13 protein-coding genes are annotated in these 15824 nt (G+C 73.2%); 9 read left to right on the forward strand and 4 right to left on the reverse strand.

Going from position 1 to position 15824, the window contains the following annotated elements; all coding sequences use genetic code 11:
* Positions 1–96: 96 nt before the first annotated feature.
* The 3 genes from ACILSK_RS03070 to ACILSK_RS03080 all read left to right on the forward strand — a co-directional run bounded on the left by ACILSK_RS03070 (position 97) and on the right by ACILSK_RS03080 (position 3238).
* Complete coding sequence (locus ACILSK_RS03070) at positions 97–1005, forward strand: DUF3152 domain-containing protein (protein WP_395725645.1); 909 nt, start codon at positions 97–99, stop codon at positions 1003–1005.
* A gap of 85 nt (positions 1006–1090) precedes the next feature.
* Entirely contained in the window at positions 1091–2251 is a 1161-nt protein-coding gene (gene moeZ / locus ACILSK_RS03075; RefSeq protein WP_395725646.1) for an adenylyltransferase/sulfurtransferase MoeZ, read from the forward strand.
* Between the two features lie 96 nt (positions 2252–2347).
* Complete coding sequence (locus ACILSK_RS03080; protein WP_395725647.1) at positions 2348–3238, forward strand: TIGR02569 family protein; 891 nt, start codon at positions 2348–2350, stop codon at positions 3236–3238.
* A 25-nt stretch (positions 3239–3263) separates the two neighbouring features.
* Here the strand turns inward: ACILSK_RS03080 and ACILSK_RS03085 are convergent, their stop codons facing one another.
* Together ACILSK_RS03085 and ACILSK_RS03090 are read right to left on the reverse strand one after the other, a co-directional pair.
* Positions 3264–4469: a DUF4192 domain-containing protein gene (locus tag ACILSK_RS03085; RefSeq protein ID WP_395725648.1), complete on the reverse strand. Its 1206-nt coding sequence runs from the start codon at positions 4467–4469 to the stop codon at positions 3264–3266.
* A 102-nt stretch (positions 4470–4571) separates the two neighbouring features.
* A complete protein-coding gene (locus ACILSK_RS03090) occupies positions 4572–4862 on the reverse strand; it encodes an MGMT family protein (protein ID WP_395725649.1) in 291 nt (96 codons plus the stop codon).
* Positions 4863–4951: 89 nt separating this feature from the next.
* On the opposite strand from ACILSK_RS03090, the gene ACILSK_RS03095 reads away from it, so the two are divergent.
* The 6 genes from ACILSK_RS03095 (at position 4952) to ACILSK_RS03120 (ending at position 14356) form a co-directional block, all read left to right on the forward strand.
* Positions 4952–8422 (forward strand): UvrD-helicase domain-containing protein, encoded by a 3471-nt coding sequence (locus tag ACILSK_RS03095; protein ID WP_395725650.1) that lies wholly within the window; start codon positions 4952–4954, stop codon positions 8420–8422.
* Positions 8419–11886 carry an ATP-dependent helicase gene (locus tag ACILSK_RS03100; protein ID WP_395725651.1) on the forward strand — a complete coding sequence of 1156 codons (3468 nt, stop codon included), beginning with the start codon at positions 8419–8421 and terminating at the stop codon, positions 11884–11886. The genes ACILSK_RS03095 and ACILSK_RS03100 overlap by 4 nt, the downstream gene beginning before the upstream one ends.
* Positions 11883–12776, forward strand: a complete 894-nt coding sequence (gene folP / locus ACILSK_RS03105) for a dihydropteroate synthase (protein WP_395725652.1) — start codon at positions 11883–11885, stop codon at positions 12774–12776. The genes ACILSK_RS03100 and folP overlap by 4 nt, the downstream gene beginning before the upstream one ends.
* A gap of 106 nt (positions 12777–12882) precedes the next feature.
* A complete protein-coding gene (locus tag ACILSK_RS03110; protein WP_395725653.1) occupies positions 12883–13269 on the forward strand; it encodes a DivIVA domain-containing protein in 387 nt (128 codons plus the stop codon).
* Complete coding sequence (locus ACILSK_RS03115; protein ID WP_395725654.1) at positions 13266–13766, forward strand: SRPBCC family protein; 501 nt, start codon at positions 13266–13268, stop codon at positions 13764–13766. Before ACILSK_RS03110 ends, ACILSK_RS03115 begins: the two co-directional genes overlap by 4 nt.
* Positions 13763–14356 carry a DNA-3-methyladenine glycosylase I gene (locus ACILSK_RS03120; RefSeq protein WP_395725655.1) on the forward strand — a complete coding sequence of 198 codons (594 nt, stop codon included), beginning with the start codon at positions 13763–13765 and terminating at the stop codon, positions 14354–14356. Before ACILSK_RS03115 ends, ACILSK_RS03120 begins: the two co-directional genes overlap by 4 nt.
* 38 nt (positions 14357–14394) lie before the next feature.
* Here ACILSK_RS03120 and ACILSK_RS03125 read toward each other — a convergent pair whose 3' ends face one another.
* Positions 14395–14826 carry a DUF6191 domain-containing protein gene (locus ACILSK_RS03125; protein WP_395725833.1) on the reverse strand — a complete coding sequence of 144 codons (432 nt, stop codon included), beginning with the start codon at positions 14824–14826 and terminating at the stop codon, positions 14395–14397.
* Positions 14827–14863: 37 nt separating this feature from the next.
* Positions 14864–15664, reverse strand: coding sequence for an enoyl-CoA hydratase-related protein (locus ACILSK_RS03130; protein WP_395725656.1), 801 nt, complete (start codon positions 15662–15664; stop codon positions 14864–14866).
* Between the last annotated feature and the right edge of the window lie 160 nt (positions 15665–15824).

Genomic DNA, 15824 nt, shown 5'->3' on the forward strand with positions numbered 1-15824 from the left:
ACGACACCCGGGCGATCCTCGACGCGCCCCGCGGCCCGGTCGCGCGAGCAACAGAGCGCGGGGGGTCGCTCCGGTGGCCGCAGTCGGTGGCGGTTGGTGTCCATCAGCGTCCTCGCGGTGCTGACCGTTCTGGTGCTGATCCAGACGGCGGGCCGGAACTCACCGGCCGAGCCCGCGGCGGCGCAGGGGGCGACGACCGGATCGACGACGCTGAACGGATCGACCGCCCGGGCGGCGGCCACCCCGGGGACGGCGGCCGCCCCCACGATCACCGACTCGGCCGCCGCGCTGCTGCCGGACCCCAACAACACCGATGCCCAGGGCCACACCGCCGCGTCGGTCGCCGCGGGCGCGTTGCCGGCCGGAGATCCGTTCACCCCGACCGGCGCCGGCACCTGGCACGTGGTGCCCGGAACCTCGCCCACCGTCGGCACCGGACAGCGCGCGCTCACCTATACCGTCGAGGTCGAGGACGGTCTCCCCGCCGACCTGGACCAGCAGTTCGCCCAGAAGGTCGACGCGACGCTGGCCGACCCGCGGTCGTGGATCGGCGACGGGCAGGTCAGCCTCACCCGGATCGACAACGGGGACCCGGACATCCGGATCTCACTGACCAGCCAGCAGACCGTCCGCGCGCCCGCCAACTGCGGCTGGGACATCCCGCTGGAGGCGTCCTGCTTCAACGGCTGGATGGACCGGGTGTTGATCAACGACGCCCGGTGGGCCCGCGGCGCGATGTCGTACAACGGTGATCTCGACGCGTACCGCGCTTACGCGGTCAACCACGAGGTGGGACATGCCCTGGGCAACCGGCATCAGCCGTGCCCGGCGAACGGGGCCCCGGCGCCGATCATGATGCAGCAGTCCTGGAGCACCTCCGACGACGACCTGGCCATGCTGGACCCGCAGACGATCCCCGCCGACGGCAACGTCTGCGCCGCCAATCCGTATCCGTTCCCGGACAACACCGCCGTCCCGGCCCAATCGCCGTCACCCGCCGGCTGACACCGCCGAGCGGGTCTGGGAAGATTCCCCGGCCGTTCGGGGTTGCCCAAGAGGCAGATTGTGGTTCGTGCGCGAGGAGAAGAACGTGACATTGCCACCGCTGGTGGAGCCGGCCGAGTCGCTGACCAAGGCCGAGGTGGAGCGGTACTCGCGCCACCTGATCATTCCCGATGTCGGAATGATCGGTCAGAAGCGACTGAAAAACGCGAAGGTGCTGGTCGTCGGCGCCGGCGGGCTGGGATCACCGGCCCTGCTCTATCTGGCTGCGGCCGGGGTCGGCACGCTGGGAATCCTGGACTTCGACACGGTCGACGAGTCGAACCTGCAGCGGCAGATCATCCACGGGCAGTCGGATGTCGGCAAGCCCAAGGCGGTGTCCGCCGCGGAGTCCATCGCGGAGGTCAACCCGTACGTCACCGTGATCCTGCACACCGAACGGCTCGACTCGGGCAACGCCCTGGAGATTTTCGAGCCGTACGACCTGATCCTCGACGGCACCGACAACTTCGCCACCCGGTACCTGGTCAACGACGCCTGCGTGCTGCTGGGCAAGCCGTACGTGTGGGGGTCCATCTTCCGGTTCGAAGGCCAGGTCAGTGTGTTCTGGGCCGAGTACGGTCCGCAGTACCGGGACCTGTATCCGGAACCGCCCCCTCCCGGCATGGTGCCGTCCTGCGCCGAGGGCGGCGTGCTCGGGGTGCTGTGCGCGTCGATCGGCTCGGTCATGGTGACCGAGGCGATCAAGTTGATCACCGGCATCGGTGAACCGTTGCTCGGCCGGCTGATGGTGTACGACGCGTTGGAGATGACGTACCGCACCGTCAAGATCCGCAAGGATCCGGCGGGCGAACCGATCACCGGGCTGATCGACTACGACGCGTTCTGCGGCACGCTGACCGACGAGGCGGCCGAGGCCGCCGCCAACCACACCATCTCGGCCCGGGACCTCAAGGCCAAGATGGATGCCGGTGACGACTTCCTGCTGGTGGACGTCCGCGAGCAGAACGAGTACGAGATCGTTTCCATCCCCGGATCGGTCCTGATCCCCAAGGGCGACATCATCTCGGGCGAGGCACTGTCCTCGCTGCCGATGGACCGGCCGCTGGTGCTGCACTGCAAGTCGGGGGCCCGGTCCGCGGAGGCGCTGGCCGTGCTGCACAAGGCCGGATTCGGCGATGCGGTGCATGTCGGCGGTGGGGTGCTCGCCTGGATCAAACAGGTGGATTCGAGCCTGCCCACGTACTGACGCGGTGACCGCCGGGCCCACGATCGGGGTAGGCAGTGGGTCCCCGACCGGCGCGCGGTGCATCGATGGACGCGGCGGGCCCGGTACGGTCGGTTGGTGACCGCACGACCGGATGAGCGGGTGGCGGGCGGTGTCGCGGCGGACGCCGACCAGCACCGTCTCGACGCGGTGCTGCCCCCAGGATCCGGCCGCCCGCCGGACCACGTGTTGACCGCATTCAACGCAGCCGGTGACGAACTCGACCGGTTGACCGGCGGGCGGGGCCGAACCTGGCGGGCCGGTAATACCGTGATCAAAGCGGTCGACGAGCCGGTCGAGGCGAGTTGGCTGGCCTCCGTCCTCGAGCAGCGTCCGGTGACCGGCGTGCGCATCGCCCGGCCGATCCGTTCGACCGACGGACGATGGGTGGTCTCCGGCTGGACGGCCCACCGTTATGTCGCCGGCCGCACCGCCCCGCGTTTCGACGAGATCCGGGTGGCCGGACAGGCGCTGCACAAGGCGATGGCCGATGTTCCCGAGCCGCGCTTCCTGCGCGAGCGCAACGACCTGGCCAGTTGGGCGGACCGGTTGGCCTGGGGTGAGGTGCTCGACACCGAGGAGCGACTCGGGCACGGGCACGGGGCGACCGTCTACCGCGAGTTGGCGGCCCTTCGCCGTCCGGTGGTCTCGCCGAGCCAGGTCGCCCACGGCGACCTGTTCGGCACGGTCCTGTTCGCCGGGGACGCCGATCCGGCCGTCGTCGACGTCAGCCCGTTCTGGCGTCCCGCCGGATGGGCCGTCGCGGTGCTCGCGATCGACGCGATCGCCCACGGCGATGCGCCGATCGAGGTGGTCGGGGACTGGGCGGACGGTGCCGACTGGCCGCAACTGGTGCGGCGAGCCGCGCTCTTCCGGCTGGCCGTCAGCCTGGCCCACCCACGGACGCCGGCCGACGATCTGGTCACCATGCTGTCGACCGTGGAGCGGGTCGACCGGTTCCTGCGTTGACCGGTCCGACGATCGCCCGGGTTCGTCAGGCCACCGCATCATCGTCGTCGTCCCGCCTGGTCGGGAATCCGCGGTCGGGAGCCGCCTCCGTCGCCGGACCGAGCCGGCCGGAGCCGTCCAGCCCGAACTCGTCCGGGCCGAAGCCGAACCCGTCCGGGCCGACGGCGTGGGGTTCGCGATCGGCCGGAACCAGCAGCTGGTCCAGCACATCGGGCGGCAGCCCGGCCGCCATGGTGTCCAGCAGGAGGTGGGTCAGCCGGTTGTCCGGTTCGGCCGCCAGGCATCGGTCCACGCTGACCTGGGCCAGCCCGCCGTCGCCGTGCCGGTAGGCGACGGTCGCCAGCACCGAGCAGAGGCCCGCGGCCAGGTCGTCGGTCGTCCACGCGGCGCAGGAGATCAGCATGGCCAACCAGATCCGGTCGAGTTCGAAAAGCCCGCGGACCAGCACACCGTCGCGCGTCGCCCGATCCAGGCAGGCGATCGCCAATTCGGCGGCAATCTTGACCTCCACCGTGCCGCTCGCCGACACCTGGGCCAGGGCGCAATCGACGAGCCGGTTCACCCGGCCGGGCAGGGGAGCGACCTTCGTCGGCGAGCGCCGGCGCTCCGGGCCGGCGCTCGATCCCCACGGTGCTCCGCCGGCCCCGTCGGTCAGGTCGGCCGGGTGCCCCGAGATCACCTCGGCGACGGCCTGGAGGGCCAGCCGACGACGATCGCCGTGCGGCCCGGCGATGGACGCGCGCAGTTGCGCACGGTCGGCCAGCACCACCCGGCCGGTCATCGCGTTCGCCGCCGCGAATGCGCGCGCCGCGGGATGGTGGTCACCCGGCACCGGCCGGCTGTCGGCGAGCCGGAGCGATCTGGGGGTGGGTGCCTCCCATACCCGCCCGGCGTGCACGACCAGCGCGGCGAGCACGTCGATTCCGGCGCGGGTCAGCGCGTCGAGGAGATCACCCAGGATGGCCGGACGCCGCCGGCGGCAGGGGTAGCAGACCAGCGCGACACGGTCGGCGTGGGTGAGGGCGGTTCCGATCAGATGGCCGACGAGGTCACGGTCGCGACCGCGTGGCAGGTCGACCCGAGCGACCGGACCGAGGGCATTCCGTTCGCCGGACATGCACATCATCACGATGCTGTCGGTCGGGTGAAACCCCAACATGTTGGGCACGGCCGCCAGCAATCCGGCTGAGCCGCTGATCTTGATGCGGGCCGGCCCGCCGAGTTCGTCCATGCCGGACACGGTTGTCGGGTCGCCGGGCCCGTTCCATGGGAAAACGCCGGCTGGGGATGGAATCCGGACATGTGCACTAAGGGCCGGGTCAGTGGCCGACGGTCAGTCCGACCAGCGGTACCGGCGCAGGTCGACCCGGCCGTCGACGGCCAGCACGCCTTCGACGCGCAGCCGGGCGAGCTGTTCGGCGGCCAGCTGGGGTGCCGGGGTGCCGTTGCTGCGCAGCACGCGGTGCCACGGGGTGGCCTCGTCGGCCAGGTTGGCCAGCACGAAACCGGCCAGCCGCGGCGAGCGGCTGCCGGCCCGGGCCGCGACATCGCCGTAGGTGGTCACCCGGCCGGACGGGACCGCTGCGACGACGTCGAGCATGCGCTGGGCCAGTTCCATGTCCATCGGGACAGTGTGACCGCACAGCGGCCGGCGCAGAGGTGGGTCCATGTCGCAGGGTGGCACTGTCGGAGGTCCGTGATGAGATCGTGAGCATGACGTCGAGCCAGCTGCTCAGCGCGCCCGAGGCGGGGTCCGGATCGGTGGACCTGCGGCTCCGGCGGCCGGTGCCGGCCGCGACGGTCCGGCCGACCGCCGAGCAGCGGTCCGTCCTCGAGAACACCGACCGACGGGTGCGGGTGCTCGCGGGACCGGGAACGGGGAAGACCGCCACGCTCGTCGAGGCGGTCGCCCAGCGCATCACCGATCGCGGCGTCCCCCCGGAGCAAGTTCTGGTGCTCACCTTCTCCCGTCGGGCGGCAGCCGAGCTGACCACTCGGATCACCCAGCGGCTCGGGGTGACCACCCGTGAGCCCATCGTGCGAACCCTGCACGGGTACGCCTTCGCCCTGCTGCGTCGGCAGGCGGCCGTCGCCGGGGATTCGGTGCCGCGGCTGCTCGCGGCCGGCGAGTCGGACCAGGTCGTACGTGAGCTGCTGGCCGGTCACCTGGCCGACGGTGGTGGCCGGTGGCCGGAGCCACTCCGGCCGGCGCTGGCCTCGCCGACCTTCGCCGCGGAACTGCGCGACCTGATGTTGCGGACGGCCGAGCGTGGCATCACCCCGGGTCGATTGGCCGAGCTCGGCCGGCGTCGGCGACGCCCCGAATGGCAGGCCGCCGCCCGCTTCGCCCGGGAGTACCAGGACGTCGCCGACCTGCGGCAGGGCACCGCCGGCCTGGGCCCGGCATTGGATCAGGCGGAGCTGACCCGGGCGGCCCTGGCCCTGCTCGCCGACGACCGGGTCCTGGCCCAGGAGCAGGGCCGGGTGCGGCGATTGTTCGTGGACGAGTACCAGGACGTCGACCCGGCCCAGGCCAGGCTGGTCGAACGACTGGCGTCCGGGGCGGACGAGCTGGTCGTCTTCGGCGACCCGGACCAGGCGATCTACGCGTTTCGGGGTTCGCAGCCGGGTGCGATGCGCCGGATCGAGGTGGATGCCACGATCTCGCTGACCGTGTCGCACCGGCTGGCGCCGGTGGTGCTGGGGGCCACCCGGCACGTCGCCGCGGCGCTCCCCGGCGGATGGCCGCACCGGGAGTTGACGGTGGCCGTCGCGCCGGTCGGCGACGCCGGCCCGGACGCGAACGGTCGCCCGACGTCCGCCGGTCATGACGAACCGGGCACCGATTCAGCGCAGGGCGTGGTCGTCCGCACCTTCCCGACGGCGGCCGGCGAAGCCGCCTTCGTCGCCGACGAACTGCGGCGGGCGCACCTGCGCGGCGGTGTCGCCTGGTCGCGGATGGCGGTGCTGGTGCGCTCGCCCGCTCGCGACCTGCCGCCGATCCGGCGGGCGCTGGCCGCGGCCGGAGTGCCCTGCGCCGCGGGCGCGGTGGACCCCTGCGCCGACGATCCGGTGGTGCGCGCGATGCTCGCCGTGCTGCAGTTCGGGCTCGAGCCCCAGCGGCTGACCGGCGAGCAGGCGGTGGCTCTGCTGACCGCCCCCGGCATCGGCCTGGACAGCGACGCCGTCCGGCGGTTGCGCCGGCGGTTGCGGGTGGCCCACGCGACCGCGGGACCGACCGCCGACCTGGTGGCCGCCGCCCTCCTCGGCGCCCCGCTGCCCGACGACCTACCCGCGGATCTGCGCGAACCGGTCCTGACCGCGCGGGCCCTGCTCGACCTCGTCGGGTCCGTGGCCGACGAGCCGGATCCTCGGGTACCGCTCTGGATGGTCTGGCAGCGGCTCGGCCTGGCCGATGAACTGCTGACCGCCAGCCTGCGTGGAGGTCGGGGTGGTCAGCGCGCCGACCGGAGCCTGGATGCGGTGATGGTGCTGTTCGACCTCGCCGGTGAGCTGGCGGAACGGTTGCCGTACGCGGGCATCCGGGCGTTCCTGGATCAGGCCGTCGACCGGCGGATCGCCGTGGACCCGACGGCCGCTGACGGCCGGCCGGTGCCGGGGGTCGCCCTGCTGTCCGCCCACGCCGCCAAGGGGCTGGAATGGGACGTCGTCTGCCTGGCCGGGGTCAGCGAGGGGTGCTGGCCGGTGCTGCGTCGGCCGCAGAGTCTGCTCGGCCTCGACGAGCTGCTCGACGCCGAGGACGACGTCACCGCCGGCCCCCCCGGCGGCGGGCCGGGGGAGTCGCTGCAGGAAGAACGCCGGTTGTTCTACGTGGCCGCCACCCGGGCGCGGGGTCGGCTGGTTGCCACCAGCGTCAGCGATCAGGACACCGTGCCCAGTCGGTTCCTGACGGAGCTGGCCGGATCCGCCGAGCTGCCGCACGGCTGGCCCGCCCGTCCCGACGGGGTGCCGCGCCGCAGCCTGCAGCTGTCCCATCTGGTCGCGGACCTGCGGCGGGCGATCACCGATCCGTCGGTGCCGGCGCCCGTCATGGAGCTGGCCGGCCGGCAGCTGGCCCGGCTGGCCGCCGCCGGCGTCGACGGCGCCCATCCGCGGGACTGGTTCGGCCTGGCCGGGCCGTCCACCACGGCACCGCCCGTGGCCGCGCACGCTCCGGTCACGCTCTCCCCGTCCGCCGTGGAGTCGGTGCTCCGGTGCCCCCTGCGGGCCGTGCTGGAACGCCGCGGCGGACGGTCGGCGACGAGCCAGCAGCAGATCGAGGGGGTCGTGATGCACGCGCTGGTCGACGGGCTGGCCCGCGGCGTCTCGCGGGCCGATCTGGAGGCCGAGATGGAGCGATTCCTGGGCCGGCCGACCGGGTTGCCGCCGTGGCTGATCGCGCGGACCCGCCGGGCGCTCCAGGCCATGCTGACGGCGGCGCAGGCGTGGATCGCGGATCTTCCCGCCGACCGCCGAGCGGTGGCCACCGAGGCGGCGCTGTCCGCATGGCTGCCCCGTGCTACCGCCCCGGCCTTCGTCGTACCCACCGCCGACCCGACCACTGCCGACCCGATCACCGCCGACCCGATCACCGCCGACCCGATCACCGCCGAACCGACCACCGCCGAACCGACCACCGCCGACCCGGCCACCGCCGACCCGGCCACCGCCGACCCGGCCGGCGCCGACCCCACCACCGCCGACCCGGCCACCGCCGACCCGCGCCGTGTCGCCCGCGCCGACCCCGGGTCGCCCACCCGCCCGGTGGGGGTGCGCGGGCGGGCCGACCGCATCGACCGCTCACCGGACGGCAGCCTGATCATCGTCGACTTCAAGACCGGCGCGACGGTGCCGTCCCGGGCCGCCGTCGAGGAGAACGCGCAGCTCGCGGTGTACCAGCTCGCCCTGCACCTGGGCGCTGGTCGCGCGCTGACCGACGACGATCCGGCCGGCGGCGGGCCCGGTGGCGCGGAACTGGTGTACCTGCGTTCCGGGACGCCGACCGTCCGGCAGCAGCCTGCCCTCGACCAGGAAGCTGCGGAATTCTGGATCCGGCAGCTTCGCGCCGCCGCCGAATTCCTGGCCGCCCCGTCGAGTGTCGCGGTGGAGAACCGGAGCTGCGAGCGGTGCCCGGTCCGTTCGAGCTGCCCGCTGCAGCCGTCCGGGCGTCAGGTGACGCGATGATCTCCGCGACCGAGTTGGCCCGCGACCTCGGACTGCCGGCCCCCACCCCCGAACAGGCCGCCGTCATCGAGGCGCCGCTGGAACCGGGTCTGGTCGTGGCCGGTGCCGGGTCCGGCAAGACCGAGACGATGGCCGGTCGTGTCGTCTATCTGGTTGCCACCGGCCAGGTGTGGCCCGAGCAGGTCCTCGGATTGACCTTCACCCGCAAGGCCGCGGCGGCTCTGTCCCAACGGATTCGACGGCGGCTGGCGATGCTGCCGTCCACGCGGCCCGGCGGGGCTGCCCCGGACGGTCGACAGACGGCCGGGGACCCCGAGGTGAGTACCTACCACGCCTTCGGCGGGCGGTTGATCGCAGACTTCGGCCCGCTGGCCGGCGTCGAACCCGCCGCTCGGGTGCTGACCCCGACCGGTGCTTGGCAGCTGGCCCGGCGGGTCGTCGGCCGGTGGGATGCGGATCTGCTCACCGACCTCGGCCCGGACCAGGTCACCGAGCGACTGCTGGCCATTTCCTCCGCACTGGCCGATCACCTCACCGACGTCGACTCACTGTCCGACGAACTGGCCACCGTCCTGGAGCGGCTGCGGTCGGCCCCGCCCGGACCGCGGCAACGTCAGGCGTTGCACAGCGGCCTGTCCGGACCGGTCAAGCGGTTGCAGGATCGACAGTGGATCTTGCCGCTGGTCCAGGCCTACGTGCGGGCCAAACGTGAGCACGGCGTGGTCGACTTCGCCGACCAGATGCAGATCGCCGCCGCCCTGGTCCGCGACCACCCGCAGATCGGCGCGGCCCTTCGCGACCGGTACCGCGTCGTCCTGCTGGACGAGTACCAGGACACCGGGCACGCGCAGCGGGTCATCCTGCGTGGCCTGTTCGGTGTGGGAACCGTCGATCAGGGGCCGGGCGGTCCGGACTCGAATGGGCGTTCGGAGAGGCGGCGCCGCGGTCATCCTGTCACCGCGGTGGGCGATCCGGTTCAGTCGATCTACTCCTGGCGCGGCGCCTCGGCCTCCAACCTGCCGCGGTTCGTCACGGATTTCCCGCTCGCGTCGGGACGGCCGTCGGGGGTGCGTCCGCTGTTGACCAGCTTCCGCAATCCGGCGGCGGTCCTGACGCTCGCCAACGAGATCTCCGCGCCGGTGCGGCACGACGGGCGGGTGGAGGTCGGCGAGCTTCGCCCGGCCCCCGGTGCGCGGGCCGGCGGGGTTCGTTACGGACTGTTCGGTACGGCGGCGCAGGAGAACGCCTGGTTGGCCGGCACGATCGCCGGCTACTGGCGGGACGCGCTGGAGGCGGCCGGGCCGTCGGCCGAGCCGCCCACCACCGCCGTCCTCGTCCGGCGACGCAGCGATATGGCCGACACGGCGGACGCGCTCCGCGCCGCGGGCCTGCCGGTGGAGGTGGTCGGCCTCGGCGGGCTCCTCGACGAGCCCGAGGTCGCGGATCTGGTCGCCACCCTGCGGGTCTTGGTGGATCCCACCGCCGGCACCGCGGCCATCCGCCTGCTGACCGGTGCCCGCTGGCGGCTGGGAGCCGCCGATCTGGAGGCGCTGGCGAACCGGGCGCGGGAGCTGGCCGGGCCGGTGGGTCAGCGGACGGGCGATTCGACCACGGGCGATCCGGCGGCCGATGCGGCCGCCACGGTGCGCGCCGCGGTCGTCGCCGCGTTGCCGGTGGAGGACATCGACACCTGGTCGCTGATCGACGCCGCCGCCGATCCCGGACCGGCGGAGGCATACTCGGGCCCGGGTTACCGCCGGCTGCAGCGGTTCGCCGGTCAGCTCGCCCGGATGCGGGCGCGAATGGCGCAGCCCCTGCCCGACCTGATTGCCGACCTGGAACGGACCTGCCTGCTGGAGGTGGAGACCCTGGTCTCGGGAACGGCGGGCCGGGCTCATCTCGACGCCTTCGCGGCGGTGGTGGCCGAGGTGGCGGCGACCGGCGCGGGCCCGGCCGAGTTGCTCGAGTATCTGGATGCCGCCGCGGAACGCGAGGACGGCCTGACCCCCGGCGAGGTTCCGCAACCGTCCGGCCGGGTCCAGGTGTTGACGGTGCACGCGGCCAAGGGCCTCGAGTGGGAGATCGTCGCCGTGCCGCACCTGACCGACGGGGTGTTCCCGATCACCCGAGGCAGCACCTGGTTGGGCGACCCGGCGCAGTTGCCCCCCCAGATCCGGGGGGACCGCGTCGACCTGCCCCAGCTGGTGCTGCCCGTCGACGGGACGCAGAAAGATCTGGCCGATGCACTGGTCGCGCATACCGCCGAGTTCGCCGACCTGCGCCTGACCGAGGAGCGGCGGCTGCTCTACGTCGCCCTGACCAGGACCGAACGCACGCTGCTGTTCTCCGGGCACCACTGGGGGCCGGGTACGGCCAAACCGGCCGGACCCAGTGAGTTCCTGCTCGAATGCGCGAAGTGGGCGCAGCCATTCGGCGCGCCCGACGAATGGGCCGACCCGCCCGATCCGCAGGACGGTCAGGTGATGGCCGCGCGGACGGCGGCGTGGCCGGTCGACCCACTGGGCGAGCGCCGCGACCTGGTGCAGGCCGGCGCCGATCGAGTGCTGGCCGCGCTGGCCGCGCTGGCCGCGCTGGCTGAGCCGGCTGAGCCGGCTGAGCCGGTCGAGCCGGTTGGCCCCGCCGGCCGGCCGCCCGGCACGCCCGGCACGCCCGCCGGCCGGCCGCCCGGCACGCCCGGCACGCTCGGACCGGTCGCGGCCGGACCGGTCGCGGCCGGGCCCCACGCGGCCGGGCCGGACGGGGCCGGGCCGGAGGCGGACCCGTTCGGCTGGGTCGCCGACGTCAGCACGCTGCTGGCCGAGCGGTCCGCCCGCTCCGGGCGGGCGCTGGACGTCGAGCTGCCCGGCACCATTTCCGTGACCTCGCTGGTCGAGTTGGCCGAGGACCCGGCCGAGCTGGCCCGGCGGCTCAGCCGTCCGGTGCCCACCGAGCCGGCCGGTCGGCTCCGCCGCGGAACGGACTTCCATGCCTGGCTCGAGCGCCGCCTCCGGGGCGACGCGCTGCTGGAACTGCGCGACCTGCCCGGCGCCGGTGACGCCTGGGTGGGCGATGACCCCGAGTTGGAGGATCTCAAGCAACGCTTCCTGACGTCGACCTGGGGCGACCGGGTGCCGGTCGACGTCGAGGTGCCGTTCGCCACCCGGATCGCCGGCATGGGGGTCCGTGGTCGGGTGGACGCCATCTTCGCCGACGACGACGGCGGCGTGACCGTCGTGGACTGGAAGACCGGCCGGCCGCCGCTTCGCGACGGGCCGGCCGCGGTCCAGCTCGCCTGCTACCGGTTGGCCATCGCCGAGTTGCTCGGCCTGCCCCTGAGCCGGGTGCGAGCCGCCTTCCACTACGTCCGGGCCGGAATCACGGTGGCCCCGGCCAACCTGCTCGATGCCGCCGGCATCGAGGGGCTCATCTCGGCGAACACCGTCGCCCCGGCCCCGCGGTCATGACGGCGCCCACGGCCGGGCGGGCCCATCCGCCGGTGGTCCTGCGCGGTCGCCCGCTGCCCGCCGAACGGGCGGCGGTCATGGCGATCATCAACCGCACCCCCGACTCGTTCTTCGATGCGGGCGCGACCTTCGCGGAGCACGCGGCCATGGACGCGGTGCGCCGGGCCGTCGACGACGGCGCGGACCTGGTGGACATCGGCGGGGTGAAGGCGGGGGTCGGCCCCGAGGTCACCGAGTCGGAGGAGATCCGACGCGTCGTGCCGTTCGTCGCGCGGGTGCGCGACAGCTTCCCCGAGCTGGCGATCAGCGTCGACACGTGGCGGTCCGGCGTCGCGGTGGCCGCCTGCGAGGCCGGGGCCGACCTGATCAACGACACCTGGGCGGGGGCCGACCCGGAGGTCGGCGAGGTGGCCGCCCGGTTCGGCGCCGGCATCGTCTGCTCGCACACCGGGGGAGCGGCCCCGCGGACCAATCCGTACCGGGTCGGCTACCCGGACGTGGTCGCCGCGGTGATCGAGCAGACCACGGCGGCCGCCCGGCGGATGATCGAGATCGGCGTGCCGCGGGCCGGCGTGCTGATCGATCCGACGCACGACTTCGGCAAGAACACCTGGCACAGCCTGGAGCTCGTGCACCGGACCGGCGAGCTCACGGCGACGGGGTGGCCGGTGCTGATGGCGTTGAGCAACAAGGACTTCGTGGGGGAGACCCTCGATCTACCGGTCGACGAGCGGCTGGAGGGGACGCTGGCCGCGACCGCGATCGCTGCCTGGCTCGGGGCCGCGGTCGTCCGTGCCCATCACGTCCGGGCGACCCGCCGAGTGGTCGAGATGGCCGCGAGCGTGGCGGGCACCCGGCCGCCGGCGGCGCCGCGCCGGGGACTGGTCTGAGCGTGTCCCGCCGGCGGCGGGGCACTGTCGGTGCGCCGTGGCACCATCGTCCCAGCGAACGACAACCGTGGGGTGCGCCCGCGGGGTGCCCCGGGAGGACGTCAGCGTGACCACGGTTCTGCAGTACCTCGTGATCGCCGCGGTGATCGGTGGAGTCATCTTCGCGATCGCGGTGTTCGTCTTCGGTCGCGGTGAGCAGATGGCCCCGCTGCCTCCGCGCACCTCGCCCACCGAGCTGCCCGACGAGGGGATCACCGGTCAGGACGTGCGGTCGGTCCGGTTCGCGATGGCGCTGCGCGGTTACCGGATGAGCGACGTGGACTGGGCTCTGGAACGGATGGCGACCGAGCTGGACGGGCTGCGGGCCCAACTGGGCGAACGGTCGGCAGCCCTCGAACCCGTCACGGTGCCGGTCGACGATCTCGCGCAGCGCCGCCAGTCGACCGCCGACCGCAGTGGTGACCAGTGGAGCGAAGGGAACGATCAGCCATGAAGGCCGTCGTCAACGCATCGGTCGAGCTACCCGGAATCGAGCCGTCCGCGGCCTTCGCGGCGATGGTCGACCTCGCCGCTCAGCAGCGATGGATGATCGCGACCAGGCTCTATCCACTGGAGGCGGACGCACCGGTGCCGCGGGTCGGGTCGCGGGTGGCGGCGTTCACCGGCGTCGGTGGGTTGGGCTTCCTGGACACCATGACGGTCACCGCCTACGAGCCGCCTCACCGCTGGGTGGTCGACAAGGACGGGCAACTGCTTCGCGGCATCGGCACGATGCAGGTGACGCCGGTCGCGGGCGGCTGCCGGGCGTCCTGGACCAACGAGCTGACGCTGCCGTTCGGCATCCTCGGTCGCCTGGCGTTCCCGGTGATCAGGCCGGTCGCCGAGCTGGCGTTGCGGGCCTGCCTGCAGCGGATGGCGCGGATGCTGCGGACCGGGGAGCTGCCCGGAGATCATCAACCGTCCGGTGACGAGCGGAAGGTGCTGCGGTGACGGCGGAGGCGCTGGAGGCCGGCGATCTGGCCGTCGGCGAGGACGGCCGCGCCCGATGCCGATGGGGGGCGAGCGCGCCCGAGTACATCGGCTACCACGACACCGAATGGGGTGTGCCGCTGCACGGCGACGACGCGCTGTACGAGCGGCTGTGCCTGGAGGCGTTCCAGTCCGGCCTGAGCTGGCTGACGATCCTGCGCAAGCGGCCGGGGTTTCGCCGGGCCTTCGCCGACTTCCGGATCGGGGCGGTGGCCGACTTCGACGAGAGTGACGTCGAACGGCTGCTCGGCGACGCGTCGATCGTGCGCAACCGGGCCAAGATCGAGGCCTCGATCCACAACGCCCGGGTGGCGGCCGAGCTGGATGGCGGGCTTGATCGGTTGCTCTGGTCGTTCGCCCCGGCGTCGCGGCCGCGCCCGGCGTCGATGGCCGATGTCGTCCCGATCACCCCCGAATCGACCGCCATGGCCAAGGATCTCAAGCGCCGCGGGTTCAAGTTCTTCGGCCCGACGACGGCTCACGCGCTGATGCAGGCCACCGGGATGGTCGACGACCACCTGGCCGGCTGCTGGCGGTCCACCACCGGCTGATGGAACCGTCGCCGACCGGACGCGAGGCCGGCCGGGGGTCAGCGACGAGTTGCGGTCATCGCTCGTTTGCCGCGCGGGCGCAGCGGCGCCGGATTCGACTCCTCGGGCGCTCCCGCCTCGGCGTCGGCCGGTCCCGCCTCGGCGTCGGGCGCTCCAGCCTCGGTTTCGGCAGATCCCGCCTCGGTCAACGAGCCGGCGACATCCGCGCCACCCGGTTCGGCCGCACCAGCTTCTGTCGCCCCGGAGTCGGCCCCGGCGGCATCCGACGGACCGGATCGAGTGCTCGGCGAGCCGGCCGGGTCGCTCTCATCCTCATCCTGTGAGTTGATGATCGCGACCCCGGAATCCAGGTCGATCCGTAAGTCACCGTCGCGGGCGTTGCCCTCCTCCTCGCGGCGTGCGGCGCGGGCCCGACGTTCCTCGAGTTCGTGGCGCATGCCGGGGTTGAACAGCGCGCCCAGTTCTCCCATCGGTCCCACCAGGCAAGGTTACGCCGGGCGGGTCCGGTCAGCGCCCGGTGAACCGCGGTGGTCGCTTCCCGACGAACGCGGCGACCGCCTCCCGGTGATCGTCGGAGGCGAAACAGGCGGTTTGCGCCCGGTCCTCGACGTCCAGCGTGGACTCCAGGCCGGCCGACGCGGCGTGTTGCAGGGAGGCCTTGATCCAGCCATAGGCCTGGGTCGGCCCGGCGGCCAGCCGGTCGGCCAGCCCCGCAACGGTGCCGGCCAGGTCGGCGTCGTCCACCACCCGATCGACCAGCCCGATGCGCAACGCCTCGGCGGCGTCGATCTTCTCGCCGAGCAGCATCATCGCCGACGCCCGCCCGTATCCGACATACCTGGGCAGTAGATACGAGGCCCCGGTATCGGCCGAGAGACCCACCCCCGCGAAGGCCATCGAGAACGTCGCGGTGGCCGCCGCCACCCGCAGATCGCAGGCAAGCGCCAGCCCGGTCCCGGCCCCGGCGGCCGGCCCGTTGACGGCGGCGATCACCGGTTTGCGAAGGCCGAGCAGCATCCGCACCACCGGGTTGTAGAACTCGCGCACCGTGCGGCCGACCCGCTCGTCATTCGCAGCCACCAGCGCGAGGTGCTCCTTCAGGTCCTGTCCGGCGCAGAACGCACGGCCGGCCCCGGTGATCACCACTGCCCGCACCGATCGATCCGCGGCCGCCTCCAGCGCGTCCAGCAGGCCGCGCTTGAGCGCCAGGTCGAAGGAGTTGAAGGCGGTCGGCCGGTTCAACGTCACCGTGCGGATGGCGCCGCGATCGGTCACCAGTACCGGCGGGTCGGCGGTCGGCTGGGTCATCGGTGTCCCTTCGGGGTCATGTCCTGGTGTGGTCCCGGGTCGAACCCGCGGGCGGGCGAGACGACCTGGATTCGGCGCACCACCGATCATGGGGGAGAATGGACCGTCCGCGAATATCGCGGAAGGTCGGCGGGCCGTGCGGTCCGACCCGGCCGCAGAT

Origin of the sequence: Nakamurella sp. (assembly GCF_044224575.1) — a bacterium.
Taxonomy (GTDB): Bacteria; Actinomycetota; Actinomycetes; order Mycobacteriales; family Nakamurellaceae; genus Nakamurella.